This window comes from Marinobacter sp. EhC06 (assembly GCF_001650915.1).
Classification (GTDB): domain Bacteria; phylum Pseudomonadota; class Gammaproteobacteria; order Pseudomonadales; family Oleiphilaceae; genus Marinobacter.
In genome coordinates this window covers 845,468-871,720 of sequence record NZ_LXYO01000023.1, presented here as the reverse complement: position 1 = coordinate 871,720, position 26,253 = coordinate 845,468, and the positions used below count along the sequence as shown (strand labels likewise).

Below are 26,253 nucleotides of genomic sequence, written 5' to 3'. Positions count from 1 at the left end.
CTCCTTACCACCGGCGCTCGAGACGTTTGCGCATCCAGATGGCCAATGCGTTCATGCTGATCAGGAAGGTCAACAGCACCATGATGGCTGCCGACGCACGTTCAATAAAGGCCAGCTCAGGGCTACCTGCCCACAGGAACACCTGCACCGGCAGAACCGTGGCCGAATCGAAGAAGCCATCGGGCACATCCACGATGAACGCCACCATACCGATGAGTAGCAGCGGTGCGGTTTCACCCAGTGCCTGAGCCATACCGATGATGGAACCGGTCAGCATGCCCGGCATGGCCAGCGGCAGTACATGGTGCAGAACCACCTGCATTTTGGAGGCGCCGATACCTTCCGCCGCCTCCCGGATCGAGGGCGGTACGCTTTTGATTGCCGCGCGGCTGGAAATGATGATGGTCGGCAGGGTCATCAACGTCAGAACCAGACCACCAACCACCGGAACCGAGCGCGGCATGCCAAACAGGTTGATAAACACGGCCAGGCCGAGCAGACCAAAGATGATGGAAGGAACCGCCGCAAGGTTGTTGATATTCACCTCGATAAAATCGGTGAACTTATTCTGGGGCGCGAATTCTTCCAGGTAGATCGCCGCTGCCACACCAATCGGGAACGACAGGATCAGGGTAACGAACATGGTCAGCAGCGAACCGACAATGGCGCCAAGAATGCCCGCCTTGGACGGATCCCGGGAATCACCGCCGCTGAAGAACACATCGTTGAAGGAGGTCTCGATAACGCCCCGCTCCTGAAGCTCTTCCACCCAGGCTTTCTGCTGGTCGTTCAGCTTGATCGAGTAGGCATCGTCCCCCGCGTGCTTCACGTAGACATCCACATCGGTGTGACTGAGGAATGTCATGGTCTGAGTCGTACCCAACCACTCCGGATTCGCCTTGAGTGCATCGCGCAGCTCCACCGAAGCATAGGGGTTAATCAGTTCGCGAACCTGCTTGCGATTCTCTTCGCTCGCACCTGGAATTTCTTTGATCAGGGACTGAACCAATGGCTCAACAAAATCGGCCATCTTTATCTGGCGTTCATCCGTAGGATCATCCAGGTACATCATCTCACCATCCAGCTGCACATCCATGGTGATGGTGGTCTTCATGAACCCCGTATACCCCTTTCCGATGATATCGGTAAACAGGGTCAACAGAGCCCCAAGGGCAATCGCGATCGCGATTACACCGTAGGCACGGAACCGACGCTCCTTTCGGTAGCGGCGCTTGAGCGACTGGCGGACAATCTCCGCCTGTGAACGTTGATCAGTCATACTGTTCCCGATATTTGCGTACGATTTTCAGTGCAATGACGTTCAACAACAGAGTCGCCAGGAAGAGCATGGCGCCCAATGCGAAGGCGGCCAGTGTCTTGGCGCTGTCGAACTCCTGGTCACCGGTAAGCAGAGTCACGATCTGGACAGTGACGGTGGTAACGGTTTCCAGTGGATTGGCGGTCAGGTTGGCCGCAAGCCCTGCGGCCATGACCACAATCATGGTCTCGCCGATGGCCCGGGACACGGCCAGCAGAATACCGCCCATGATGCCGGGCAGTGCGGCGGGGAAAATCACCTTCTTCATGGTTTCGGACTGGGTTGCACCCAGCGCCAGGGAGCCATCCCGCATGGCCTGGGGCACAGCATTGATCACATCATCCGAAAGCGAGGAGACGAACGGGATAATCATGATGCCCATGACGGCACCGGCTGCCAGGGCACTCTGGGAAGACGCTTCGATACCCATGGAAGCGGCCACGTCGCTGATAAAAGGCGCAACGGTCAGCGCGGCGAAGAAGCCATAAACCACGGTAGGAATACCGGCCAGCATTTCCAGCAACGGCTTGACCACTCCGCGCACCTTCTTGCCGGCATACTCGGACAGGTAAATCGCCGAAAGCAGCCCTACCGGCACCGCCACGATCATGGCAATGGCGGAAATGAGCAGGGTGCCGGTGAACAGGGGAATCATGCCGAATGCACCCTGGGAAGCGACCTGATCAGCCCGGAGGGCGGTCTGGGGACTCCAGTGACTACCAAAGAAGAACTCTGTGAACGGCACCTTCTCGAAGAATCGGAAAGTCTCGAAGGCCACTGAAAAAATGATCCCGACGGTGGTCAGAATAGCCAGGGCCGCGCAGGCGAAAAACACCCACTTGAGAATGGACTCGACCTGGGCGCGGGCGTTCAGGCGGGGTCGGATCCTCAACCAGCCGAGGAATCCGGCGAGCACGGCCACAGAGATTACAAGTGTGGACATCAGCAAACGGCTTTGGGCCTGCAACGCCTTGAGCCTCTCCGCAGCATCAACAATAGGTGCCTCAGCGAAACCCGGAGGCAATGCACCGCTGGCAACGTTACTGATTTTGCTCAGCAGAAGACTCGCTTCACCCTGGCTCGCGGGCATCATGCCGTCCGGCAGGCCGCCAATTACAATCAGCTGAATGACCTTGCCCTGGAATGCCGCCCACAAACCAAGAACGATCAAGGCTGGAATGCCACTCCACAATGCCGCCCTGGCTCCGTAATAAAACGGAAGGGATTTGAGATGACGAATCCCACCCAGCGGCATCGCCAACGACCGGGAGCGGGCGTAACCCAGCCAATAGGCCACGATCGCCAGCACCAGGGTCAGTAATAAAAGATTAGCCGGTTGCATGAAAATTCCTGTATTCGACTTCGTATTGGCGCACAGTTTACAGGTTCAGCTCTGCACTGGCACCGGATCGTCCAAACGTGCAAAAGGTGCGGACCCCATTCGGGACCCGCACCTCTGTATTCTCCGAACCGCTGGCTTACTTGAGCTCGTCCAGGGTCAGGTTACGCATACCCTCGGCCTTGTCCATAAGGTCCATCAGGGCCTCACGGGGGGGCACGATCAGGCCAACGTCTTTCAGGTAGCCGTTCGGGCCCATGGCTGCGTTGCTGATAAACTCATCAACGTATTCTTTGATGCCCGGAACCACGCCGATATGCGCTTTCTTCACGTAGAAGAACAGTGAGCGCGCGACCGGGTATTCGTCAGCAGCAATTGCCTCGGCAGTCGGAACCATACCGTTCAGGGTAGCCGCCTGCAGACGGTCTGCGTTTTCTTCCAGGAAGCTGTAGCCAAACACACCGTACATGTCGGTGTCACCGATCAGCTTCTGAACGATCAGGTTGTCGTTCTCGCCCGCTTCAATGAAGGCGCCGTCTTCACGCACGCTTTCACAGATCGAAGAGTGCTCGTCCTTGCTCAGGTCGGCGGCTTCCGGCAGCTCATCGCAACCAGCGGCCAGGGCCAGCTCGTTGAAGGAATCACGAGTACCAGAAGTCGGAGGAGGACCCATCACACGGATCGGCTTGTTCGGCAGGCTGGAGTCAACATCACTCCACTTTTCGTTCGGGTTAGCTACCCACTCGCCGTTAACAGGCACTTTGGAACCCAGTGCGAGGAACAGCTGCTCAAGCGTAAGCTCAAGGTTTTCAGCATTCTTGGAGCTAGCGATCACGATGCCGTCAGAACCGATACGGAACTCGGTGATATCAGTAACACCATTGCTCTGGCACAGCTCAAACTCGGAAGTCTTCATGCGGCGTGAAGCGTTGGTGATGTCCGGGTGCTGGGTACCTATGCCCTGACAGAACAGCTTCATACCACCGCCAGAACCGGTAGATTCCAGCTTGGGTGTGCTGAAGTCGGTCTTGGTGCCGAAACGCTCGGCAACAACAGTGGCGAACGGATAAACAGTTGAGGAACCCACGATGCTGATGGTGTCACGGGCCATGGCTGGTGTAGACATAGCGGCTACGGAGCCGGCCAGTGCTACAGTCGCGAGTGCTTTGTTCAGTTTCATCACGTCATGTCTCCATTTTTTGGTTTGGACGTTGTGTCGGATGTGCTTTACCGATGGGTGCAGACTAATGGCACTCTGTGACAACTTTGTTACAGCTTCTGAAATATAGTCAGGAATGTTCAAATTTGCTTGCAGCGGCGCTTCAGCCCGTTACCATGCGTGTTAAAACAATTCCAGGCTCGCAAGAAGGCAGTACTATGACAGCGTTAGACGATGACAAACCCACACCTCGTGGCGATCTTACCCTCCAGGTCATTCCTCTCCCCGCCGATACCAATGCCAATGGCGATGTCTTCGCCGGCTGGCTGGTGAAACAGATGGATCTCGCTGCTGCCACCATGGCCGGGCGCATTTCCCAGGGACGCAATGCCACCGTGGCCATGGACCGGATGGAGTTCCTGTCACCTTTGCGGGTAGGGTCGCAGGTGGGTTGCTACTGCGAGCTCGTGGATATTGGTCGCAGTTCCATGAAAATCAGCGTGGAAGTGTGGACCCTCGACCGAACCGCGAAGCATCCACGCAAGGTGACCGAGGGCCTGTTTGTCTATGTCGCGATTGATGAGCATGGTCGAATCCGGGAAGTTCCCGAACAGAATCTTTAGGCTCTCATTTCCAGCCATGTAGCAGGCGGGCATAGTTGAGGCGCTCCCAGGTTCGACTGTTGGGCGCCTTTGCCATTGAAAGTGCTCCTCGCGCCTCGGTCAGATCCCGATAACCCATGTCAGACAAGCGCCGGTTCAGTCCGTCGTGTATACGCTCAAGCGCCCCGGGGCCGTCCGCCAGGATGGCAGATACCACCTGAACAGTAGCCGCCCCGGACAGGATCGCCTTAGCCGCGTCATCACCGCTGTGCACGCCACCCGATACCGCTATCTCGAGGGACGTCTGGCCATACAGCATGGCCGCCGCGTGTAACCTCAACGGCAGCTCGGCGCTGGAAGACAGCACCACTTCCCGGCTCAACTCCAGCTCATCAAGATCCATCTCGGGCTGATAGAACCGGTTGAACAACACCAATCCCCGAGCGCCTGCCGCTTCAACATCGGCCACAAATGCCGGCAATGCCGAATAGAACGGAGACAGTTTGACGCTGACAGGGATGCTCACCTGCTCAACCACTGAGCGGACCACCGCTTGCTGGCGCTGTTCAAGACTGGTGGCGGTCTCAGAAGGATCTGTGGCCAGATCATAGAGGTTGAGCTCGATGGCATGGGCACCGGCGGCCTCCAGCTCAAGGGCGTGAGCGGTCCAGCCTCCCGTCGAGATACCGTTGAGCGAGGCAACTATCGGGACATCCAGTGATCGGCGCAACAGTTCCAGCCGCTGGAGGTAACTGCCTGATCCCATCCCGAAAACTTCCGATTCCGGAAAAAACGAACGGGCCTCGGCGTCCATATTGATGCGGGAGTCGATAAACCGGTGGGCGGCCATCTGCTCCTCCACCAGCTGCTCCTCAAACAGCGAGTGCATGACCACGGCACCCGCCCCTGCCTTAACACAGGCTCTCAGCGAATCCAGATCATCGGTCAGCGGACTGGCGCCGACCACCAGGGGCGAACGGAGTTCCAGCCCCAGCCAACGGGTTGCCAGCTCAGTCATGACGTTCACCCTTGTCGTTACCTGCTTCCGAAGATTCGTGGGGCTCAAAGTGGATCCCCGCCAGCTGTTTGTAGAGTTCACGCTGCTCAGTGGCCGCCTCCGAAGCTGCAGCCACCAGTTGTTCGTAGCGCTGGGGATCCCTCAGCTCCAGCATCCGGAACCGGGCTTCTTCCTGCATGTAGGCTTTCATGGTGACTTTCTGGCGCAGAGAGTCCAGTTGCAGGGGCGGCAGCCCCTCGTGAATACGCCGGGGATCAAACCGGTACAGCGGCCAGGCCCAGCTGTCCACCGCCCGCTTCTGCTGTGTTGGGGAGTGCACCAGGTCGTAACCGTGGGCAATGCAGGGGCTGTGGGCAATGATCAGCGCCGGACCATCGAAGCTCTCCGCTTCTTGCAGGGCCTTGGTGGTGTGGTTGCTGTGGGACTGCATGGCGATCTGGGCCACGTAGACATGGCCATAGCTCATGGCGAGCAGGCCCAGGTCTTTTTTGCGGGTGGCCTTGCCAGCGGAGGCAAACTTGGCGATGGCACCTATGGGTGTGGCCTTGGATTGCTGGCCGCCGGTGTTGGAATAGACTTCCGTATCCAGCACCAGCAGTTTCAGGTTCTGGCCCGAGGCCAGAACGTGGTCCAAGCCGCCATAGCCAATATCGTAGGCCCAGCCATCGCCGCCAATCACCCAGACACTTTTCGGGCAGAGCTCGTCGGCCAGGCTGTCGAGCTCCCCTGCCTCAGGACCCTGCTGGTCTGCCAGCCAGCTGCGAAGCTGCTCAATCGCTGTGCGCCGGGATGCCATTGCCGATTCATCAACGGTGGCGCAGACGCTGGTCAGCTCAGAATAGAGCGCGTCAGGCAGTTGCCCCTGGAACCCGTTCAGCAACTGCCGGGCCCGACCCACGAGTTTGTCCAGCCCCAGGCGCATGCCCAGCCCCAGTTCCGCAGCGTCTTCGAACAGCGAATTGTTCCAGGTGGGCCCCCGGCCGTCGGCATTGACCGTGTAGGGCGTGGTGGGCAGATTGCCACCGTAGATCGAGGAGCAGCCGGTGGCATTGGCAATCAACAGCCGATCCCCCACCAACTGGGTGAGCAGCCGGATGTAGGGCGTTTCACCGCAGCCGGAACAGGCGCCGGAATATTCGAACAGGGGAATCAGCAGCGGCAGGGATTTGAAATCACGGGGGATTCGATCCCTGGGCACATCCGGCAATTGCCGGAAGAACGCCAGGTTATCCGCCTCTACCTCGCGGTGCTGCTCGATTGGCTGCATATTGATGGCTTTGCGTTTGGGCTGGGTCCGGTCCTTTGCCGGGCAGACCTCGACACACAGACCGCAACCAGTGCAGTCATCAGGCGCCACCTGAATGCGGTAATCCAGTCCCTCCAGCTCCGAGGTGTGGGTTTCCGGCACCACCTCGAACGCCTCCGGCGCGCCTTTGACCGTCTCGGGCTCAAACACCTTGCTGGTGATCGCGGTGTGCGGGCAGATCATTGCGCAGAAGTTGCACTGCACGCAGAGGTCGGATTCCCAGATGGGTATTTCCAGGGCGATGGTTCGCTTCTCATACTGGCTGGTTCCCGTTGGCCAGGTACCGTCCGGCGGGAAGGCGCTGACTGGCAGTTTGTCCCCCTGCCCTTCCAGTAACAGGCGAGTAACTTTCTGCACAAAATCAGGGGCATTCTCCGGCACTCTCGGTGGTCGGGAGCGGGTGGCCGTTACCTTGTCCGGTACCGATACCTCGTGCAGATTGTCCAGCGCCGAGTCCACCGCTTCCACATTGCGGCGCACCACTTCCGGCCCGCGGCGGCCCCAGGTTTTGCGAATGGATTCCTTGATGTGGGCAATGGCTTCATCCCGGGGCAGGATATCCGCCAGGGCGAAGAAGCAGACCTGCATTACCGTATTGATCCGTCGTTCCAGCCCTGCTTTTTCCGCCACCTCGGCAGCATCGATCACAAACAGCCGGGCCTTACGCTCGACCAGCGCCCGCTGGACCTCCTCCGACAGCCGATCCCAGACCTCTTCTTTCGGCCAGGGCACATTGAGCAACACCGTTGCACCCTCGGCGGCATTCTCCATCACATCAAAACGCTCCAGGAACTGGGGCGCATGAATGGCCACGAACTGGGCCCTGTTGATCAGGTAGCTGGAGCGGATCGGCAGCGGGCCGAACCGTAGGTGGGATACCGTGGTGGCGCCGGATTTCTTGGAGTCGTAAACAAAGTGGCCCTGGGCAAACAGGTCCGTGCCCTCGCCCAGAATCTTGATGCTGGCCTTGTTGCTGCTGACGGTGCCATCAGCACCCAGACCGAAGAACAGCGCCCGACGGGTTTTCGGGGATTCAATATCCAGCTCGCTGTCCACGTCCAGGGAGAGATGGCTCACATCGTCCCGCACGCCAACAGTAAAACGGGTTTTCGGCGCTTCGGCTTTCAGCTCGTCGAAAATGGCGCACACCATGGCCGGGGTAAATTCCCGGGAAGACAGACCATAGCGACCCCCGATCACCCGGGGCAGCACCTTGCGATCGCCCCGGCTGTAGGCTTCCATCAAGGCACCGCTGACTTCAAGCAACAGGGGCTCGCCCTGGGCTCCGGGTTCCTTGGTACGGTCCAGGACTGCCAGGTGCTCGACCGTATCCGGCAAAGCGTTCAGGAAACGATCGGTGGCAAAGGGCCGGAACAGGCGCACCTTGAGGACCCCGACTTTCTCGCCCTGCTCCAGCAGCCACTCCACCGTCTCATGGGCGCATTCGGCCCCGGAACCCATCAGGATGACCACCCGGTCGGCTTCGGGGTGGCCGACATAGTCAAACAGCCGGTATTGGCGGCCGGTAATCCCGGCAAACCGGTTCATCACGGCTTCAAGTGTTTCCGGAAAGGCCTGATAGAAGGGGTTAATGGCCTCCCGGGCCTGGAAGAAGGCGTCCGGGTTCTGGGAGGTGCCCCGAACCACTGGCCGATCCGGCGTCATCCGACGGTTACGATGTGCTTCCACCCCTTCGTGCGATACCAGCGCCTGCAAATCCTCGTCACTGAGCGCTGCAATCTTGGAAATTTCATGGGAGGTACGGAACCCATCAAAGAAATGCATCACCGGCACCCGGCTTTCCAGGGTCACGGCGTGGCCGATTGCGGCCATATCCTGAGCTTCCTGAACCGACCCCGACGCCAGCAGGGCAAACCCGGTACCGCGGGCACTCATTACATCAGAATGGTCGCAGAAGATGGACAAAGCATGGGTGGCAATGCTGCGGGCGGCAATGTGCATGCAGAACGGCGATAGCTCGCCGGCAATCTTGTAGAGATTGGGCAGCATCAACAGCAGTCCCTGGGAGGCGGTAAAGGTGGTCACCAGGGAACCGGCCTGCAGCGCCCCGTGCATGGCACCGGCCGCACCGGCCTCGGACTGCATCTCCACCACACTGGGCACCTGCCCCCAGAGATTAGGTTTGCCCAGAGCCGCCCAGTCATCAGCGTGTTCGCCCATCACCGAGGCGGGGGTAATCGGATAGATGGCAATAGTTTCGCTCAGGCGGTAAGCCACTGAGGACACCGCTTCATTGCCGTCGAGGGTATGAAACTCCATGGCCACGACTCCCTGTGGTGAGGCCGACAGACAGCTTTGAGTCTAGTATCGACGGAGACAACCGCAAGGGGGCGGGTTTGATCTGAGACAGGTTTGGAAAAGAAACAGGATCAGGACTTGCCTGCTCCGGTTTTGATCAGCTCATCAAACAGAGACTGGTAGTCTCCAGCCAGCGTGGATGCCCGCCAACCTTCTGGCGGGCAGGCTGACGCGCCTTTTTCCATCAGCGCTTCAAGGCTGTCGGCGGCAGCTTCCGCCTCTCGCTCCGCATCCTGTTCATAGCTGTCATAGCGACACAGTTCCGGCACGTACTCCCGGTAGGCCAAACGGTCCGGCGCCAGAGGTACGCAACCGGACGCCATGGCTTCGAGCATTGCCAGCCCCTGGAAATCGTGCAGTGCCGTGGAGACAACCATATCCGCCTGGCGCAGCAACTGATCATAGTCTTCACGGCTCTCCAAGAATCCCCAGTGTTCGATGCAAGGATCAAACTGTTCGCGGATCCGGTCAAATGCCTTCGGATAACTGCGAAACCGCTCACCCACCACGCTCAATCTGAACGGTAGTGAGCGCTGTTCCAGCACCTGCAGGAAATTCAACAGGCGATCGGGCCCTTTGTCGTATTCCCAGCGATGGTTCCAGAGCAGATGCGGACAGGTCCGGCCCAAAAGTGTCAGGCGATCAGCAAACAACCGGTCCTCAATCGGCACCGGTATCACCCGGGACTTGTCACGCAGAGTTTCGACCAGCCCCTCGGGCACCCTGTCAGGCATCTTTCGGCAGAACGAGTCGACACCGTCCAGAAAACTGTCCCGGTTCCAGCCACTGTTGAACACCACACAGTCGGCAGAAAGGGCACTGTAGAGGTTCACCATCTGCGGATCGGCGCTGGCGTTCTGGCCGCTGGATACTGGAAAGGCGAACTGGTTTTCATGCATGTACAGCAGGCAGGGTGTACGGGCCAGGCGCGGGTGCAAGCCTCGCAGGGTTGCAAGATCCACCATGGATGTCGCGATAATCAGATCCCAGTGTTCCTGCAACAGCGGCTCGTTCAGCCAGCTCAGTGGATTGCCGCGGATCCGCCAACGGAAGAACCTCGGAGGCAATGTCAGCGCCTGCCAGTGGAATTCCGGCAACAGCGCCGCCAGGTGCTCACGCCAACGTTTGTGACTGGCTGCGTCGTACCCGGAGAGTATCAGTACTTTCGGCTTGGACGTCTCGGGCTTAATCACGCTCACGGCCATTAACCAGACTGGGCGTCAGGTCGTGCCCTGGAAAGCGACCACAGTCCTAGCACCGGCCCCGGGAATAGAAGCAGAACCACCCAGACATTGAGGTGCCCCCATAATGCGCTGGTCAGCCAGATGGCCGGCAGGGTAAGCCCGAACCCAACTGCATTCATCACCGCCAGGGAAGAGCCCACCGATTCCTTCGGGGCCGTTGCGGCAGCCAACGCCGAAAACTGTGGCGAATCCGCCACCACCGCAATCCCCCAGACAACCAGCAACGCGATCAGCAAGACCGGAGCCAGTCCGTTCATCCAGGGATACAGAAGGCAGAACGCCCCGGACACCATCAGCGCCCTCCGGGCCACCCACTCGCTGCCCAGGGTTCTACTGAGCCGGCCGCCACCGACGCAGCCGGCGGCGCCAATGCCAATCACCGCGAACGACAGCCAGGGAACCCATGCATCACCCTGCCCCAGACGCTGCAGTTCCCGGCCGATCAGCAGGGGCGTCAATGTCCAGAAAGCGTAAAGCTCCCACATATGACCGAAGTAGCCACCGGACACTGCCCGGAACCTTGGTATACGCAGCGCCGCCAGGCCCTGGCTGAGTGGCAGCCGGCCGCTGCTTTTCGGCAGGTGCGGCCCGTCGCCCAGCAGAAACACCAGCAGCCCTCCGGCCAGGGCGAGGCAGGATGCCGCCATCAGCGGCCACTCCCACGGCATGCCCAGCGTTGCGCCGCGCATCAGATGTGGCAGTGCCGTACCCAGGGTGAGCATGCCCACAAGCCAGGCCAGTGCGGCACCGGCGTATTTCGGGGTCCAGGCGATCACCATTTTCATGCCCAGTGGGTAGATGCCGGCCAGACACAGACCGGTGGCGAAACGCAGGAGGAAATCCAGCGGCGGTGCGCCTGCGGCGAAAACAAATCCGCCATTAACCAGGGCGCCCAGCAGGCTCGAGAGCGCAAAGATACGGCTGGCGCCAAAGCGGTCCGCCAGACCGGTGACGGCGATGGTCAGGGTGCCGGCGATAAACCCGGCCTGAACCGCCAGCGTCAGCCGGCCCAGATCGGTTTCCGTCAGACCCAACTCTGCGGACAGCGATAGCCAGACACCATTGATACTGAACCAAAGCGAGGTGCCGAACAGCTGGGCCAGCACGATGACAGGAAGGGGATAGCGTCTTAGCAGGTCGATCATTGTTTTTTTCTTATTTGAGCAAGCGGAAGCAAAAGCCTAGCCTCGGTAGGCCTGCTTCGCCCATGCTACTTTGGTGCCTGAATGCCATCATGCCCTTCCACTCACGGTTTCACCAGCCGGTCCAGTCGCAAGCGTTCCCGCTCGTCGAACAGCCGGCGCCCACCCCAGTAAACAGCCATAACAGCCCCGAAGCCGGTACCGACGGTGATGATCAGCATCACCAGAATCTGGTATTTCACCGCCACTGCCGGGGGGCTGCCAGCAAGTATCTGGCCAGTCATCATACCCGGCAGGCTGACAATACCGGCGGCGGCCATGGCATTGATTGAGGGCATCATGCCACTGCGCATGGCGTCCCTCCGGATATCCTCCAGCGCCTGTTGCCAGGTCTGACCCAGCATCAAGCGGTTCTCGATGACGGCACGCTGGCGCCAGACCGAGTCATTCAACCGATCCAGCGACAGACTCACGCCCGTCATGGTGTTGCCAAGCATCATACCGAGCAGCGGGATGGCGTATTGCGGGGCGTACCATGGTTCGGGACCGATCACGACAGTCAGGGCCAGGATGGTCACGGTAAAGGACGACACAAACATCGCCCCCGTGCCGATACTGAACGCCCACCAGCCCCGTAATCGTCGCCCCTGGCGCGCGACCACTTCCCGGCCGGCAACCAACAGCATGACCAATGCCAGCAGCGCAATCCAGTAGAACGCAGAGGACGCGAACAGGGCCTCCAGCACCAGCCCGATCAACGCCAGTTGAATGACCGTGCGCAGTGCCGCAATCAGCAGGCTGCGGGTAATACCGAGTCGGGCCAGATACCCGGTACCGGCCAGCGCCAGAATCAGCAGGGCCGCCAGGCCCAGCTTCCACCAGGCCAGATCAATCACTTCCATTAACGCGCTCCAGGCTGGTGCCGTGAATCCGGTAGTGGGCATCCGCCACTCGATGGATCTGCGCCGGGTCGTGAGCGACCCAAAGCACCGCGATCTGCCGCCTCCGGATCTCATCGAGCAGCCAGGTTTCAATGGCTTCCGTGCTGTCGTTATCCAGATTGGCGGTGGGTTCGTCCAGTAACAGAACCTCTGGCTCAAGCACCAGGGCCCGCCAGAGCGCGAGCCGCTGCCGTTCACCAGAGGACAGCCGACTTACCGACCACTCCATAACACCGGGCGGGAAGCCCAGCGCTGACGGCAATCCTGCCCTGGCATCAGCCGGGAAGTGACCACCCACCTCATCAAACCACCATTGACTGTCTGCCGGTACCATAACAACCCGGCGTCGCCACTGGTGAGCGGGAACATCCAACTGGGCGGTATCACCCAGAGCAACCCTGCCGCCGTGTGGTTCCAGATCAGCCACGGCCCGCAGCAGACGGCTCTTGCCACTGCCCGAGGGGCCGGACAGACAGACAACCTGTCCACCAGGTATCCTCAAAGACACGTTACTCAGAGTGCCAACGCTGAGATTTTCCAGCACCAAATCTGTCAAGATAGCATCACCAGGGCTCGCCAACTTTCATAACGGTTATACCATTGCACACTGCCCTGCCAACGACCAGCCACACAGGCCGCGGATGTATGAAGCTTCGATCCCTTTTCACGTTCACACTGACATCGGCACTGATCGCCGCTCCGGTAGCAGCGGAGGTCAGCCTGGCACCGTTTGCAGGGTATCGAATGAGCAGTTCGGTGGATATCGAGACCGCCGGCGCCAGCACTTCAGACCAGATCGACTTCCGGGATTCCGCAAGCCAGGGGCTGGTGTTCAATTTTGATCTGGCGGAGCCCGGCAAACAGGGAGAACTCTATTTCGGGCGGCAGAGCACCTCGGCCAGACTGGACAATGGCCTGTTCGCACCGGGCGTGGAGTCCATCGACCTGACGATCTACCAGCTCCAGTTCGGCGGGCTGTATTTCCCGGGCGGGCAGAACCACGGCGGGTTTGTCTCTGGTGTGTTCGGGGTTACCCGGCTGGAACCGGACGATTCGGGGTACGAAACCCACCACCGGGCCGCCCTGTCTCTGGGTGGTGGTTATCAGTTCTTCCTGACAGACCAGCTGCGCCTTCGGCTGGATCTGCGCGGTGTTTACACTGCACTGAATTCCGGAGGTTCCGCGTTCTGCTCAGGCGGCTGTGAACTCAGATTCGATAGCAGCGGCTACCTGCAGGTGGAAGCCGCCGCAGGGCTGGCCATTCGGTTCTGAGGCGTGCTCAGGCTGTCACTGGCCGCCGCTCGGGTAACATCATGGACAGCAGCGCGGCCATGACCACCAGTCCAGACGATATCCACAAGCACGCCTCCAGGCCATAAGCCTGATAGACCCAGCCGGACAGAAGGGTGCCCAGCAAACGCCCGGCAGCGTTCGACATGTAATAGAAACCCACATCCAGCGACACACCATCGCCACGGGCATAGCTAACGATAAGATAGCTGTGCAGGGACGAGTTGACGGCAAACAGCACGCCAAACAACAGCAGACCACCAACAATCACGATCTGCGGTGACCAGCCCCCCGTCAGACCAATGGCAATGGCGGCAGGAATCAGAGCCAGCGCTGCGGCCCAGAGCACAGCAGGCTGTTTGCCTTCCATGTTGCCGGTGATGCGCGGGGCAATGGTCTGGATAAAGCCATAGCCGATAATCCAGGTGGCCATAAAGCCGCCCACTTTCCAGAAGTCCCAGCCAAAGACCGTGTGCAGGTAAACCGGCAAAGCCACCACAAACCAGACATCCCGGGCACCGAACAGGAACATCCGCGCCGCCGAAAGCACATTGATGGCTCGGCTTTTGGAAAGGATCTCGCTGAACTTCGGCTTGGCCTTGCTCTTGCCCAGGTCCTGCCCGAGCAGAAACAGGCTGGCCAGCCAGACCAGTCCCAGCGCCACTGCCATGATGATGACTGCGCCCTTAAAGCCGGCCGCCATCAGCAGCACGCCACCGAGGAAGAAACCCACCCCTTTCAGAGTGTTCTTGGAGCCGGTGAGAATCGCCACCCATTTGTACAGTGTGCCCTGCTGCTCATCCGGCACCAGCAACTTGATGCCGCTCTTGGCGGACATCTTGCTCAGATCCTTGGCAATGCCGGACAATGCCTGCGCTGCCATTACCCAGGGTACCGTGAGCATCGCCGCCGGCGCCGCCAGCATGCCCAGCGCCACAATCTGCAGGAACAGCCCGATGTTCATGGTTCGGTTCAGGCCCATACGGGCACCCAGGTAACCGCCCACCAGGTTGGTCACCACCCCGAAGAATTCATAGAAGATGAACAGCAGGGCGATTTCCAGGGGCGAGTAGCCCAACTGGTGGAAATGCAGTACCACCAGCATCCGCAGAGCGCCATCGGTCAGAGTGAAGGCCCAGTAGTTGCCGGTGATCACCAGGTACTGTCGGATGGCAGCCGTCATATCAGGCAGCACCCACCCTGCGCGCCAGTTCCGCGGTGCGGTTGGCGTAGCCCCATTCGTTGTCGTACCAGGCGTAGATCTTCACCTGGGTGCCGTTGACCACCATGGTAGACAGGGCATCGACGATGGACGAACGCGGGTCGGTCTTGTAGTCAATGGACACCAGTGGGCGCTCTTCGTAGCCCAGGATGTCTTTAAGCTCACCTTCAGCGGCTTCTTTGAGCAACTGATTCACCGCTGAACGGTCGGTCGGTGTCTCCACCTCAAACACGCAATCGGTCAGCGATGCATTGGTGAGCGGCACGCGCACGGCGTGGCCATCCAGACGCCCTTTCAGTTCCGGGAATATTTCGATAATTGCCGTTGCTGAACCGGTGCTGGTGGGGATCAGTGAACTGCCGCAGGCCCTCGCCCGGCGCAGATCCTTGTGGGGCGCATCGATGATGGTCTGGGTGTTGGTCAGGCTGTGAATGGTGGTGATGGAGCCGTGCTTGATACCCAGTTTTTCGTGAATCACCTTCACCACCGGCGCCAGGCAGTTGGTGGTGCAGGAGGCGGCGGTCACAATGCGGTCGGTGGCCGGGTCGAAAATATCATCGTTCACACCAACCACAATGTTCTTGGCGCCCGCCTCCTTCACCGGTGCCGTGACCACGACCCGTTTTACGCCCTGATCCAGGTACGCCTGCAAGGCGCTGACCTTCTTGTTTACGCCACTGGCCTCGATCACCAGATCACAGCCAGACCAGTCGGTTTCACCGATGCTGCGGTTGTGAGTCACGCGAATGCGCTGGCCCTCGATGACGATATCCGTTCCGTCGGCAGTGGCTTCCCGACTCCAGCGACCATGGATGCTGTCAAAGTTGAGCAGATGGGCCAGTGTGGCGGCATCGGCACCCGGGTCGTTGATCGCGACAAACTCCATATCCGGCCAGCCCCAGGCGGCCCGCAGGGCCAGACGACCGATTCGGCCAAATCCATTAATGCCTACTTTGATCTTGCTCATGGTGTGCTCCTGATGAAACTGTTCAAACACTAAACCGCGCGAGGATTACAGGCATTGGACAGACGGTCGGTCTGCCATGGCCTGCAATCGTGCAAGCGGGTTCTCTATCAATCGGTCGTTATGGCTGGCGGTTTCATCCAGCACCCGGCCCAGCCACTGTGGAATGCCCGGGTTCAGGGAATAATAGATCCACTGGCCCCGACGCTCCGTGGCCAGCAGGCCGGCATCCCGCAAGGTTGCCAGATGCCGGCTGACTTTTGGCTGGGGCGCTTCAAAGGCTTCCGTGAGCTCGCAGACACAGAGTTGGTCCTGGCTGCGGATAAGTAACAGCGCCGCAAGTCGGAAATCGTCGGCCAGTGCCTTGAACACCGTGACCGGGTCATAGCTGGCGGGTTTCGCTCCGGTTTCTTTCTGGTGCACTAGCGCGAACAGCGCAATGCGCTCTTTGATTTCCTTGAGAGTGAGGGCAAAGGTGGAATGGCGGTTTGCCGGCACCGGATCGGCAAAATCCCAGGCAATCTGCTGGGCAGGCTGACAGACCGTACCGCACTCGTTCGCGGCTTTCTCGCACAGGGTGATCACATAATCCCAGTACTGCCCCTGCACATCGGCCAATTGCTTACTATGCAATCCTTCAGTGGAAATGCCGGCTTCCTCAAGCACCTGCAGTGCCATGGGGTGGGGCCTGGTTGGCTCGGTACCGGCGCTGGCTACTTCAAACCGGTCTCCGGCCATGTCCCGGAGCAAGGCTTCTGCCATCAGGGAACGGGCACTGTTGGCGGTACAGACGAACAAAACGCGGCGCTTCATATCCCAGATTCCGTATATTCGATTTCATGCATATCTGTTTTTGTGCATAATAGATCCAACATCTCCACGAGTAAAGGAATCCGGCAAAAAATGAGCACCCAGGATCAGGACCTCCCCAACGTCGACCCGGAATTGTTCAACGCTCCAACAACGGGCCAGCTCTTCAAGGCAAAGCCGTCATCACATCCGCCACGGATTCTGTTGCTGTATGGCTCGCTGCGTGAACGCTCGTTCAGCCGACTGGCCGTTGAAGAGGCTGCCCGATTGCTCGAAGCTATGGGCGCCGAAACCCGGGTATTTAATCCACGGGGGCTGCCTTTGGCCGATGCAGAAGATGCCTCTCACCCCAAGGTGCAGGAATTGCGGGATCTGGCCCAGTGGTCTGAAGGCATGGTGTGGTGTTCACCAGAGCGTCACGGCGCCATGACCGGCATCATGAAAACCCAGATTGACTGGATTCCCCTTTCCATTGGCGGCATGCGTCCCACCCAGGGCAAGACCCTGGCCGTAATGCAGGTCTGTGGCGGCTCCCAGTCCTTCAATGCCGTCAATCAGCTACGGGTACTGGGTCGCTGGATGCGGATGGTGACCATCCCCAACCAGTCCTCGGTGCCCAAGGCGTTTATGGAGTTTGACGATAACGACCGCATGAAACCCTCACCCTATTACAATCGCATCGTCGATGTGATGGAGGAACTGGTGAAATTCACTCTGCTGATCCGGGACCGGAGTGACTACCTGACCGACCGGTATTCCGAGCGGGTGGAAAGTGCCGAAGAAGTCTCCAAACGCGTCAACCAGCGGTCCATGTGAGGGAAAGGCAATGAGCAGCAATAACGAAATCACCCAGGCGGAAGGCTCCGGCGAAGGCATGGACCTGTTCGGCAGGTACCTGTCGGTGTGGGTGGCTCTGGCCATCATTGCCGGCGTCGCGCTGGGCCAGTTCGCGCCCGTAGTGCCCGAGACTCTGTCCCGCTTCGAATACGCGCAGGTCTCCATCCCCATCGCCATTCTGATCTGGGCGATGATTTTCCCGATGATGGCGCAAATTGATTTCAGTGCGGTGGTCGGTGTACGGAAAGAACCGAAAGGCCTGGCGATCACGACCATCGTCAACTGGCTGATCAAGCCCTTCACCATGTTTGCCATTGCCTGGTTTTTTCTGATGGTGGTGTTCGAGCCATGGATCGCGCCGGGACTGGCCAGCGAGTACCTGGCCGGGGCGATCCTGTTGGGTGCAGCGCCCTGCACCGCCATGGTGTTCGTGTGGAGTTTCCTGACCAAAGGCGATGCCGCCTACACTCTGGTGCAGGTATCCCTGAACGACATCATCATGCTGTTTGCCTTCGCGCCGATTGTTGTTTTCCTGCTGGGCATTTCCGACATCCAGGTGCCCTGGGATACCGTGCTGCTGTCGGTCGTCCTGTATATCGTGATTCCGCTAACAGCCGGCTACCTGACCCGCCGGGCCCTGATTTCGCGCCACGGTCAGCAGTGGTACGACGATGTCTTTATGAAGCGGCTCAGCCCGGTCACCCCGGCGGCGCTGATCGTCACTCTGGTGCTGCTGTTCGCCTTCCAGGGCGAGGTAATCCTGAACAATCCCCTGCATATCGTGCTGATTGCCGTGCCGCTGATTGTTCAGACCTTCCTGATTTTCTTCCTGGCCTACGGCTGGGCGAGGCTGTGGAAAGTACGCCACTGTATCGCAGCGCCTGGCGCCATGATTGGCGCCAGCAACTTCTTCGAACTGGCCGTGGCCGCGGCCATCGCACTGTTCGGCCTGCAATCCGGCGCAGCGCTGGCCACAGTTGTTGGTGTGCTGGTGGAAGTACCGCTCATGCTGATGCTGGTCAAAATAGCCAATCGCACCCGGGACCGGTTTCCCGCCTGAGTGAACAGCCTCAAATCATCGGAGCGATGAAGTCCGGCGCAATTCCAGACTGCGCAATGCAGTCTGGAATATCCATACCCTGCAAGGCGCCTTCCGCCGTTATCAGCATGGTTTTCATGCCCGCAGCCTGCCCGCCCAGAATATCCGTGTGTAGCGTGTCGCCCACCATCAAGATATCGGAGGGGTCTATACCCCCCAGAGTTTGGAGTACCGCATCAAAGGCGGGTCGATAAGGCTTGCCAAAGAACTCCGGCTCTATGGCGGACTGGCTCATCAACAGGTGGGCAAAGTAACCAGGCTCCAGGGTCAGGCAATCGCCTCTGGGGGCCACCAGGTCGGGATTGGCCACTAACAGCGGGCGAGGATGGCGGGCCAGGCTCTGGGCAAGCGCTTCCTGAACCTCCTCATTCCAGCCTTCACTGCTCAGGAAGATAAAACCATCCAGACGGTCCAGATCGCCCGTCTGAATACCCGGCCGGACCGGCAGCCAGTCCACCCCCAGGGTATCTGGAGCGGATGATTCCGGTGAGAGGACGCCGAACCGGCCTTGACGAGGTTGGCGGACTAACGACTGCTCAAGAACCCAACGACTAGAAACCAGTTGATCCTGCCCAAGGGCAAATCCCATACCATGGTACTTGGCGAGAAGTGCGCTATGGCTGGCCGTGGCTGCGTTGGAGAGAATCCTGACGGTCTTGCCACGTTCCTGGAGCTGCCTGATACGGCTTATGGCTGAAGGAAACGCCCGGGGGCCGGCATTCAGTACGCCGAAGGCGTCAAAGACGAAGACCTGAAAACGATCAACCAGCGGCGCCAGGGAATCCAGCGCTCGGGTTTCAGGCTGTTTTTCTGCAACCAAGCCCTCAGGCAGGTTCGCCCGGATTTGTTGGTACTGGGCGAAGGCCCATGCAGGAGAGGGTGTCACACCGGCAAAGGACGTTGGGTGGGTATCGATCATCGGCCTAGAGTACCGCCTCACGAACCTTTGCGGAAACCCATTCCGAGATCACGACGGTACCAAGGATCACGATGAAGATCATGGCCACCTGATTCCAGGCCAGGGTGCTCAGCGAGGCGTTGAGTTGAATCCCGAGTCCGCCAGCGCCCACCAGCCCGAGAATAGTTGATTCCCGGATGTTGATGTCCCAGCGGAACACGCTGATGCCCCAGAACGCCGGCAAAATCTGTGGCACCACCGCGTAATCGATCACCTGAGCGCCTGAGGCTCCGGTGGCGCGCACCGCCTCCACCTGTTTATCGTCGATTTCCTCAATGGCCTCATACAGCAGTTTGGCAATAAAACCGATGGACCGAAGACCGATCGCGACGATGCCCGCGAGGAGCCCCGGGCCAATAATCGCCACCAGCAACAGAGCCCAGATCAGGGAATTGATGGAACGGGAGGCGACAATGATCAGCAGCGCCAGCGGTCTCACAAACCGGGTGCTGGGAGTGGTATTGGTGGCTGCCAGAAATGCCACAGGTACGGCGATCAGAATGCCCAGCAGAGTGCCAAGGGTGGCAATATTGATAGTATCCCAGAGTGGTTCCCAGAGATTGTTGATGTAACCCCAGGCCGGTGGGAACATTCGATCGCCGATGTCGGCGGCTTGGTCCGGCGCATCACTGACAAAGGCCCAGATGGTGTTTTCATTCATGACCTGCCAGCAGAAAACCGTAAGGGCGACAAGCCAGAACCAGCCGAGCCAGCGCAGTAGCGTTTGCTTGGGGGTCCGGAACTGCCAGGATGATGGTGCCCTGGGTGCCTGAATGCTCACTGTACCCACCTGCGGATGTATGAGGACGAGTATTCCACCACCAGAACAATAGCGATGATGATGATCAGGACCGCACCAGCCGAGTCGTACTCGTAACGGTCGATCGCGGTGTTGAGGGTTGCTCCGATACCACCGGCGCCGACGATGCCAATCACCGCCGATTCCCGGAAGTTGATGTCCAGCCGATAGAGTGACAACCCGACCAGACGGGGCATGACCTGAGGTTGAACCGCGTAATTGACCACCTGCCACCAGCTGGCACCGGTGGCCCGGATAGCCTCAATCTGGCTACGGTCGCAGTCTTCAATTTCCTCGGCCAGCAGCTTGGAAAGGAACCCGATGGTGGCGAAGGCCAGGGTCAGGAACCCCGCGAAGGGACCGAACCCGAACATGGCCACCAGCAGGATGGCAATGATCACCTCCTGGAAGGATCGGGAGACTGTAATTATGCCGCGGCAGGCCAGGTATACCGGTGCCGGCGCCAGATTGCGGGCGGCACCAATGCCGATGGGAACGGAAATCAGGATACCGGCCACCGTGGACGTCACGGTCATGGTCAGGCTTTCCATCAGTCCGGCGTAGATGTCATTCCAGCGCGATGTGAAGTCCGGAACCAGAAAGCCCTGGACGAATCGCCAGCCGCGCTCCAGCCCCAGATAGACCCGCTGCCAGTCGACCTCAACGGTCTGTAGGGCCAGCACCAGGTAGACGAGGCCACCAAACAGAATGATCTTCCGCCACAGAGGATGGGTCAGCAGTACCGGAGGTCGTTTCCAGCGGGTCGGATAGGATTGGGCCACTGGCTCTTCAGCCATTTACACCCCCTCCGCCAGATCTACCGCCGGTGCTTCCGGATCCGTTGAATGTTCGCCGTTGTCGCCACGCAGCTGGGTCCAGTCTTCATCCCCGTAGATGGTGGTCAACACCTCGTCGGTGAGAGCATCCGGTGCGCCGTCGAACACGATTTCGCCAGCCTTCAGGCCGATAATCCGGTCCGAGAACTGTTGTGCGAGCATCACGTCGTGAATGTTGATGATCGCGGGCAGATTGCGCTCCTGACAGGCGGTGCGAATCAGCCGCATGATCTGCCGGGAAGTCTTCGGATCGAGGGAAGCTGTGGGTTCATCCACCAGTAGCAGTTCCGGGTTCTGCTCCAGAGCCCTGGCAATGCCCACGCGCTGCCGCTGGCCACCGGAGAGCGCATCCGCCCGCTTGTTGTAATGATCGGCAAGGCCGACCCGGCCCAGCAGGGAGAATGCCTGGGCGATATCATCCGCGCTGAATTTTCGCAGGTAGGAGCGCCACGCTGGCACATAGCCCAGCCGACCAGACAGCACGTTTTCCATTACGGTCAGGCGTTCCACCAGGGCGTATTCCTGGAAGATCATGCCAATCTGCCGCCGGGCGCGACGCAGCTCCCGACGATTCAATCCGGTCAGCTCGGTGTCGCCCAGGGTGATTGAGCCCTGAGTGGGCTCCACCAGTCGATTGATGCAGCGGATCAGGGTGGATTTGCCCGCCCCAGAGGGTCCGATCAGGCCCACCACCTGGCCTGCCGGAACTTCAAAGCAGGCATTGTGGAGGGCCTTGTCGCCGGTCTTGTAGGTTTTCGAAACCTTGTCCAGTTTCAGCACTTGGTACCGCCCGGCCTGTTAACGACAGTTGTAAGCAACACCGTTGGCTGCGTCGATCTTGCGAATCACTTCCCAGTGATTCTTGAAGGTGATGGGCACAAACTGGGCTTCACCGGATTTCGAGAATTCTTCTTCCAGCGCAGTGCCTTCCCAGTTAAAGGAGAAGAACGCGTCCTGGATTTTTTCCTGCAGTTCCGGTGTCAGGTTGTGGGCAATGCCGTAACCCGTGGTGGGGAAAGTCTGGGACTTGTAGAGACTGACAATCTGGTCTTCGCTAACCACATCCCGGCTGAGCATGCGGTTGAGCACCGAGTTTGCAACCGCCGCGGCTTTGTAGTCCTTGTTGGCAACACCGAGGATGGAGTTGTCGTGCTTGCCGGAGAACACCGGCTCGAAATCCTCACCGGCAATCATGTTGTAGTCCGCCTTGAGAATGGCGGAGGGAGCCTTGAAGCCGGAATTGGATGTCTGCGAGGTGAACGCAAGCTCGCCGCCACGGATGTCTTCCACATCATTCACACCGGACCCGGGGTAGCTGATGATTTCCATTTCATAGCCAAAGGAGCCATCGGCCGCTGCCATCATGGTAAACGGGCGGAAGCCGGCACAGGCGACGGCCAGCGGGTTGGAACCGGTATTGAAGCCGGCGATATGCAGGCGGCCAGCACGCATGGCTTCGATCTGGGCTGCATTGGACTGTACCGGGAAAAACTGGACATTCTTGCCAGTGGTGTCCGCCAAGTGGTCGAGAAACTCGGACCAGACTTCCTTATAAACGGCCGGATCTTCCACCGGGGTATAGGCAAAGACCAGGGTTGAGGGATCCCCCAGTTTTGACTCGTCGGAAGGGATATCAGCAATCAGATCACCGTCATTGTCCTGATAACGGCTGTCGAGCTGAAAAGCGCCGTGGGCCAGCACCGGTGTGAGCATAGTGGCACAGGCCAGGGTCAGAAGCTTTTTCATTGTTTGTCTCCTCAGTTCACTAGGGATGTCTCTGAGGCAACCGTAGGCTCATATGATGATATTTTTGTGACAATCATTGCCGAGGCAGAACTCGGGACCCGTGTAACTGTTCAGCCCCAGCCCGCCCTGCTAATATCGCGGCCACATTTCTGACGCACCGAATCTGACGGAATCCACGCAATGGACGTTTTCCAGGCCCTTTTCCTTGGCCTTCTCCAGGGACTGACCGAATTCCTGCCCATCTCCAGCTCCGCCCACCTGATCCTGACCCCGGCATTGTTTGGCTGGACCGATCAGGGCGTGGGTTTCGACCTGTCGGTGCACGTGGGAACCTTACTGGCAGTTGTGCTCTATTTTCGACGGGATGTCTTTGGCATCGCCCGGGACGGACTGATTTCCATCAGCCGCCGCAAAATCGTTGGCCAGGGCGCCGTGGCCTGGTACCTCGTGATCGGCACCATCCCTGCTGGCCTGGCTGGCCTGGCGTTGCTGGACATGATCGACAACGAACTGCGGGCGGTGGAAGTGATCTTCTTCACCACCCTGTTCTTCGGCCTACTCCTCGGCCTTGCAGACTGGCTGCCCAAACGTCAGCGAACGCTCGACAAACTGAACTGGAAAGACGCCGTCCTGGTAGGCATCGCCCAGGCCATGGCCCTGGTCCCCGGCACCTCCCGTTCCGGCGTCACCATCACCGCCGGCCTGTTCCTGGGCATGACCCGGGAAACCGCCTCCAGGTTCTCTTTTCTGCTGGCAATTCCCATCATCGTGCTGGCATCGGCCGTGAAACTGTTGGAAGTGGCGACATCCGATGTAGTCGTGGATTGGAGTGGTTTTCTGATTGGTGGGGTTACATCGTTCGTGATGGCCATCACAGCGATCCACTTCTTCCTGAAGTGGCTGAACAAGGTGGGGATGTGGCCGTATGTTATCTACCGGATTGTTCTGGCAGGTGTAATCTACGCGGTTCTTATGTAAAAGCGGCTAGCAAATGGTCTGAAGCTCAGGTCGGGTAAGGGTTTCCAAAACTGTGCGGAGCCATGGATGGCGGAGCCCAAGCGTCACATGGATGTGCCGCAAGGAGCGTGTTTTGGAAACCCTTACCCGACCTGTGCCACCTCCAAAGTGGAAATTAGCAGGCCTCCAAAGGCGCATAAGCCAGAACCAGCCACTTGGCGCCCTCATCAAAGTTCACCTGCACCCGAGTATGGTGCCCGCTGCCCTCCGAATTCATCACGATACCCTCGCCAAACTTGGGATGACGCACCCGCTGGCCCAGGCTGAAACCGGACTGCTGCGCCGAATCCTGGCTGAACATGCTCTCATTCGGGCGCGCCACCATAGCGGGGCGGGTCACCGAATTGCGCAGCCGCACTTCCTGCAAACAGTCGCCCGGAATCTCCCGAACGAACCGCGACAACGCATTGAACTTTTCCTGACCGTACAAACGCCGGGATTCGGCGTAAGTAAGCACCAGCTTTTGCATGGCCCGGGTGATGCCCACGTAGGCCAGACGGCGCTCCTCTTCCATACGGCCAGGCTCTTCCAGAGACATGCCGTGGGGGAACAGCCCCTCTTCCACGCCCGCCAGGAACACCAGAGGAAACTCCAGACCCTTGGCGGAGTGCAGGGTCATTAACTGAACGCTGTCTTCATGGGCTTCGGCCTGGGATTCGCCGGCATCCAGGGCGGCCTGGGCGATGAATTCCGACAGCGGATCAACACCATCCTCCACCTCATAATCAGACAGCGCATTGACCAGTTCCTCGAGGTTCTCCACCCGGGCTTGGCCTTTTTCACCTTTCTCACTGGCGTGATAGTCCTTCAGCCCGCTGTTTTCGATGGTCTGCTTCATCAGGCCATGCAACGAAGCATCGCCCACCATGTCGGAGAGGCCTTCGATAATGGCAATGAAAGACTGCAGCCCGGTTTTGGCCCGGCCTTTCACCTGCCCGGCTTCCAGCAGACGCTCGGCGGATTCCCACAATGAGATACTCTGCTCGGTCGCGAATTCCCGAAGCTCCGCCAGGCTCTTGGCGCCAATGCCACGGGGCGGTACGTTCACCACCCGCTCAAACGCTGCATCGTCTCGGCGATACTGCACCAGCCTCAAGTACGCCAGGGCGTTGCGGATTTCCTGACGATCATAGAAGCGCAGGCCGCCGTAGACCCGGTAAGGAATGCCCTGGCGCATCAACGCTTCTTCCAGTACCCGGGACTGGGCGTTAGAGCGATAGAGAATCGCCGATTCACTGCGCAGATTGCCGTCCTGCACCCAGGCAGAAATACTGTCGGCGATGTAGTTGGCCTCGTCCTGTTCGTTGAACGCCGCGTAGAGGCTGATCGGTTCGCCTTCCGGGCCGTCGGTCCAGAGCTCCTTGCCCAGCCGGCCCTGGTTGTTGGCGATCACCGCGTTGGCCGCCTTCAGAATCATCTGGGTGGAGCGATAGTTCTGCTCCAGCCGCACCAACCGGGCGTTGGGGAAATCCCGCTGGTACTGCTGGATATTCTCGATCTTGGCTCCCCGCCAGCCGTAAATGGACTGGTCGTCATCACCGACCACCGTCAACGGCACCCGGTTGCTGGCCAGCACCTGCAGCCAGGCGTATTGAATGGTATTAGTGTCCTGGAACTCGTCCACCAGGATGTGCTGAAACCGACTCTGGTAATGGGCCAGCAGCTCCGGCCGATGCAGCCAGAGTTCGTGGGAACGCAGCAGCAGCTCGCCAAAATCCACCAGACCACCCTGCTGGCAGAGCTTCTCGTACTGGCGATAGATCTTCAGCATGATCGACAGGAAATGATCGCCCGGATTCTCCTGGATATGATCCGCCCGCAGCCCTTCGTCCTTCTGGCTGTTGATAAACCACTGGGCCTGCTTCGGCGGCCACTTGCTCTCGTCGATCTGGTTTTCCCGCATCACCCGCTTGATCAGCCGCAGCTGGTCGTCACTGTCCAGCACCTGGAAGTTTTCTGGCAGGCCGGCGTCTTTCCAGTGGGAACGCAGTAGCCGGTGAGCGATGCCATGAAAGGTACCGAACCAGAGACCACGGGCAGGAATGTCCATCATCTGCTCAATGCGGTATCGCATCTCCTTGGCGGCCTTGTTGGTAAAGGTCACCGCCAGGATTCCAGTGGGCGGCACCCGATCCACCGTCATCAACCAGGCGATTCGATGCACCAAAACGCGGGTTTTGCCACTTCCGGCGCCGGCCAGAACCAAAAGGTGATCGTTCTGAGCGGTAACAGCTTCACGCTGGGCATCGTTCAACGGATCGATGATGTGGGAGACGTCCATAAAGAA

23 protein-coding genes are annotated in these 26,253 nt (G+C 59.3%); 5 read left to right on the top strand and 18 right to left on the bottom strand.

From position 1 onward, the window contains the following. Positions 1 to 4 precede the first annotated feature (4 nt). From pstA to A8B84_RS13815, 3 genes are all read right to left on the bottom strand, one after another. Positions 5 to 1,279, bottom strand: coding sequence for a phosphate ABC transporter permease PstA (gene pstA / locus A8B84_RS13825; RefSeq protein WP_064229720.1), 1,275 nt, complete (start codon positions 1,277 to 1,279; stop codon positions 5 to 7). Next, positions 1,272 to 2,660, bottom strand: a complete 1,389-nt coding sequence (gene pstC / locus A8B84_RS13820) for a phosphate ABC transporter permease subunit PstC (protein ID WP_064229719.1) — start codon at positions 2,658 to 2,660, stop codon at positions 1,272 to 1,274. The genes pstA and pstC overlap by 8 nt, the downstream gene beginning before the upstream one ends. A 136-nt stretch (positions 2,661 to 2,796) precedes the next feature. Then, a complete protein-coding gene (locus A8B84_RS13815) occupies positions 2,797 to 3,837 on the bottom strand; it encodes a substrate-binding domain-containing protein (protein WP_138103173.1) in 1,041 nt (346 codons plus the stop codon). Between the two features lie 197 nt (positions 3,838 to 4,034). Between A8B84_RS13815 and A8B84_RS13810 the strand changes: the two genes are divergently transcribed. Continuing rightward, complete coding sequence (locus A8B84_RS13810; protein WP_064229717.1) at positions 4,035 to 4,439, top strand: acyl-CoA thioesterase; 405 nt, start codon at positions 4,035 to 4,037, stop codon at positions 4,437 to 4,439. A gap of 4 nt (positions 4,440 to 4,443) precedes the next feature. On the opposite strand, the gene A8B84_RS13805 is transcribed toward A8B84_RS13810, so the two are convergent. From A8B84_RS13805 to A8B84_RS13780, 6 genes are all read right to left on the bottom strand, one after another. Beyond that, entirely contained in the window at positions 4,444 to 5,436 is a 993-nt protein-coding gene (locus A8B84_RS13805; protein WP_064229716.1) for a dihydroorotate dehydrogenase-like protein, read from the bottom strand. Beyond that, the gene (gene nifJ / locus A8B84_RS13800; RefSeq protein ID WP_064229715.1) at positions 5,429 to 9,022 is read right to left on the bottom strand and encodes a pyruvate:ferredoxin (flavodoxin) oxidoreductase; all 3,594 of its coding nucleotides are present in this window, start codon (positions 9,020 to 9,022) and stop codon (positions 5,429 to 5,431) included. The genes A8B84_RS13805 and nifJ overlap by 8 nt, the downstream gene beginning before the upstream one ends. A 110-nt stretch (positions 9,023 to 9,132) precedes the next feature. Continuing rightward, the gene (locus A8B84_RS13795; RefSeq protein ID WP_227512836.1) at positions 9,133 to 10,260 is read right to left on the bottom strand and encodes a DUF3524 domain-containing protein; all 1,128 of its coding nucleotides are present in this window, start codon (positions 10,258 to 10,260) and stop codon (positions 9,133 to 9,135) included. 5 nt (positions 10,261 to 10,265) lie between these two features. Then, positions 10,266 to 11,450: an MFS transporter gene (locus A8B84_RS13790; RefSeq protein WP_064229713.1), complete on the bottom strand. Its 1,185-nt coding sequence runs from the start codon at positions 11,448 to 11,450 to the stop codon at positions 10,266 to 10,268. 101 nt (positions 11,451 to 11,551) lie between these two features. Continuing rightward, positions 11,552 to 12,349 (bottom strand): ABC transporter permease, encoded by a 798-nt coding sequence (locus tag A8B84_RS13785; RefSeq protein ID WP_064229712.1) that lies wholly within the window; start codon positions 12,347 to 12,349, stop codon positions 11,552 to 11,554. Continuing rightward, positions 12,336 to 12,944, bottom strand: a complete 609-nt coding sequence (locus A8B84_RS13780) for an ATP-binding cassette domain-containing protein (RefSeq protein WP_064229711.1) — start codon at positions 12,942 to 12,944, stop codon at positions 12,336 to 12,338. Before A8B84_RS13780 ends, A8B84_RS13785 begins: the two co-directional genes overlap by 14 nt. An 89-nt stretch (positions 12,945 to 13,033) precedes the next feature. Here A8B84_RS13780 and A8B84_RS13775 point away from each other — a divergent pair, with 89 nt between their 5' ends. After that, positions 13,034 to 13,660: a hypothetical protein gene (locus A8B84_RS13775; protein WP_064229710.1), complete on the top strand. Its 627-nt coding sequence runs from the start codon at positions 13,034 to 13,036 to the stop codon at positions 13,658 to 13,660. Positions 13,661 to 13,667: 7 nt separating this feature from the next. Here A8B84_RS13775 and arsJ read toward each other — a convergent pair whose 3' ends face one another. From arsJ to A8B84_RS13760, 3 genes are read right to left on the bottom strand one after another with little or no spacing between them, the layout of a single operon-like run. Further along, entirely contained in the window at positions 13,668 to 14,861 is a 1,194-nt protein-coding gene (gene arsJ / locus A8B84_RS13770; RefSeq protein ID WP_064229709.1) for an organoarsenical effux MFS transporter ArsJ, read from the bottom strand. A gap of 1 nt (position 14,862) precedes the next feature. After that, entirely contained in the window at positions 14,863 to 15,867 is a 1,005-nt protein-coding gene (locus A8B84_RS13765; protein WP_064229708.1) for an ArsJ-associated glyceraldehyde-3-phosphate dehydrogenase, read from the bottom strand. 45 nt (positions 15,868 to 15,912) lie between these two features. Next, positions 15,913 to 16,677: a metalloregulator ArsR/SmtB family transcription factor gene (locus tag A8B84_RS13760; RefSeq protein WP_064229707.1), complete on the bottom strand. Its 765-nt coding sequence runs from the start codon at positions 16,675 to 16,677 to the stop codon at positions 15,913 to 15,915. A 90-nt stretch (positions 16,678 to 16,767) separates the two neighbouring features. Between A8B84_RS13760 and arsH the strand changes: the two genes are divergently transcribed. Continuing rightward, complete coding sequence (gene arsH / locus A8B84_RS13755) at positions 16,768 to 17,490, top strand: arsenical resistance protein ArsH (RefSeq protein ID WP_064229706.1); 723 nt, start codon at positions 16,768 to 16,770, stop codon at positions 17,488 to 17,490. Positions 17,491 to 17,500: 10 nt separating this feature from the next. Next, on the top strand, positions 17,501 to 18,571 hold the full coding sequence (gene arsB / locus A8B84_RS13750; RefSeq protein WP_064229705.1) for an ACR3 family arsenite efflux transporter: 1,071 nt from the start codon (positions 17,501 to 17,503) through the stop codon (positions 18,569 to 18,571). Between the two features lie 10 nt (positions 18,572 to 18,581). Here arsB and A8B84_RS13745 read toward each other — a convergent pair whose 3' ends face one another. From A8B84_RS13745 to phnD, 5 genes are read right to left on the bottom strand one after another with little or no spacing between them, the layout of a single operon-like run. Then, entirely contained in the window at positions 18,582 to 19,529 is a 948-nt protein-coding gene (locus A8B84_RS13745) for an HAD-IIA family hydrolase (protein ID WP_064229704.1), read from the bottom strand. A gap of 4 nt (positions 19,530 to 19,533) precedes the next feature. Continuing rightward, the gene (phnE, locus tag A8B84_RS13740) at positions 19,534 to 20,349 is read right to left on the bottom strand and encodes a phosphonate ABC transporter, permease protein PhnE (RefSeq protein ID WP_064229703.1); all 816 of its coding nucleotides are present in this window, start codon (positions 20,347 to 20,349) and stop codon (positions 19,534 to 19,536) included. Next, positions 20,346 to 21,164 carry a phosphonate ABC transporter, permease protein PhnE gene (gene phnE / locus A8B84_RS13735; RefSeq protein ID WP_064229702.1) on the bottom strand — a complete coding sequence of 273 codons (819 nt, stop codon included), beginning with the start codon at positions 21,162 to 21,164 and terminating at the stop codon, positions 20,346 to 20,348. The genes phnE (A8B84_RS13740) and phnE (A8B84_RS13735) overlap by 4 nt, the downstream gene beginning before the upstream one ends. Then, entirely contained in the window at positions 21,165 to 21,983 is an 819-nt protein-coding gene (gene phnC / locus A8B84_RS13730) for a phosphonate ABC transporter ATP-binding protein (RefSeq protein ID WP_064229701.1), read from the bottom strand. Between the two features lie 18 nt (positions 21,984 to 22,001). Further along, complete coding sequence (gene phnD / locus A8B84_RS13725) at positions 22,002 to 22,949, bottom strand: phosphate/phosphite/phosphonate ABC transporter substrate-binding protein (protein ID WP_064229700.1); 948 nt, start codon at positions 22,947 to 22,949, stop codon at positions 22,002 to 22,004. Positions 22,950 to 23,129: 180 nt separating this feature from the next. Here phnD and A8B84_RS13720 point away from each other — a divergent pair, with 180 nt between their 5' ends. Beyond that, entirely contained in the window at positions 23,130 to 23,927 is a 798-nt protein-coding gene (locus A8B84_RS13720) for an undecaprenyl-diphosphate phosphatase (protein WP_064229699.1), read from the top strand. A 154-nt stretch (positions 23,928 to 24,081) separates the two neighbouring features. Here A8B84_RS13720 and uvrD read toward each other — a convergent pair whose 3' ends face one another. Then, positions 24,082 to 26,247 carry a DNA helicase II gene (uvrD, locus tag A8B84_RS13715; protein WP_064229698.1) on the bottom strand — a complete coding sequence of 722 codons (2,166 nt, stop codon included), beginning with the start codon at positions 26,245 to 26,247 and terminating at the stop codon, positions 24,082 to 24,084. Positions 26,248 to 26,253: the final 6 nt, after the last annotated feature.

Excerpts from the sequence above, each read along its gene's own strand:
- pstA (WP_064229720.1), bottom strand. The coding sequence starts at position 1,279 with ATGACTGATCAACGTTCACAGGCGGAGATTGTCCGCCAGTCGCTCAAG.
- pstC (WP_064229719.1), bottom strand. The coding sequence starts at position 2,660 with ATGCAACCGGCTAATCTTTTATTACTGACCCTGGTGCTGGCGATCGTG.
- A8B84_RS13815 (WP_138103173.1), bottom strand. The coding sequence starts at position 3,837 with ATGAAACTGAACAAAGCACTCGCGACTGTAGCACTGGCCGGCTCCGTA.
- A8B84_RS13810 (WP_064229717.1), top strand. The coding sequence starts at position 4,035 with ATGACAGCGTTAGACGATGACAAACCCACACCTCGTGGCGATCTTACC.
- A8B84_RS13805 (WP_064229716.1), bottom strand. The coding sequence starts at position 5,436 with ATGACTGAGCTGGCAACCCGTTGGCTGGGGCTGGAACTCCGTTCGCCC.
- nifJ (WP_064229715.1), bottom strand. The coding sequence starts at position 9,022 with ATGGAGTTTCATACCCTCGACGGCAATGAAGCGGTGTCCTCAGTGGCT.
- A8B84_RS13790 (WP_064229713.1), bottom strand. The coding sequence starts at position 11,450 with ATGATCGACCTGCTAAGACGCTATCCCCTTCCTGTCATCGTGCTGGCC.
- A8B84_RS13785 (WP_064229712.1), bottom strand. The coding sequence starts at position 12,349 with ATGGAAGTGATTGATCTGGCCTGGTGGAAGCTGGGCCTGGCGGCCCTG.
- A8B84_RS13775 (WP_064229710.1), top strand. The coding sequence starts at position 13,034 with ATGAAGCTTCGATCCCTTTTCACGTTCACACTGACATCGGCACTGATC.
- arsJ (WP_064229709.1), bottom strand. The coding sequence starts at position 14,861 with ATGACGGCTGCCATCCGACAGTACCTGGTGATCACCGGCAACTACTGG.
- A8B84_RS13765 (WP_064229708.1), bottom strand. The coding sequence starts at position 15,867 with ATGAGCAAGATCAAAGTAGGCATTAATGGATTTGGCCGAATCGGTCGT.
- A8B84_RS13760 (WP_064229707.1), bottom strand. The coding sequence starts at position 16,677 with ATGAAGCGCCGCGTTTTGTTCGTCTGTACCGCCAACAGTGCCCGTTCC.
- arsH (WP_064229706.1), top strand. The coding sequence starts at position 16,768 with ATGAGCACCCAGGATCAGGACCTCCCCAACGTCGACCCGGAATTGTTC.
- arsB (WP_064229705.1), top strand. The coding sequence starts at position 17,501 with ATGAGCAGCAATAACGAAATCACCCAGGCGGAAGGCTCCGGCGAAGGC.
- A8B84_RS13745 (WP_064229704.1), bottom strand. The coding sequence starts at position 19,529 with ATGATCGATACCCACCCAACGTCCTTTGCCGGTGTGACACCCTCTCCT.
- phnE (WP_064229702.1), bottom strand. The coding sequence starts at position 21,164 with ATGGCTGAAGAGCCAGTGGCCCAATCCTATCCGACCCGCTGGAAACGA.
- phnD (WP_064229700.1), bottom strand. The coding sequence starts at position 22,949 with ATGAAAAAGCTTCTGACCCTGGCCTGTGCCACTATGCTCACACCGGTG.
- A8B84_RS13720 (WP_064229699.1), top strand. The coding sequence starts at position 23,130 with ATGGACGTTTTCCAGGCCCTTTTCCTTGGCCTTCTCCAGGGACTGACC.
- uvrD (WP_064229698.1), bottom strand. The coding sequence starts at position 26,247 with ATGGACGTCTCCCACATCATCGATCCGTTGAACGATGCCCAGCGTGAA.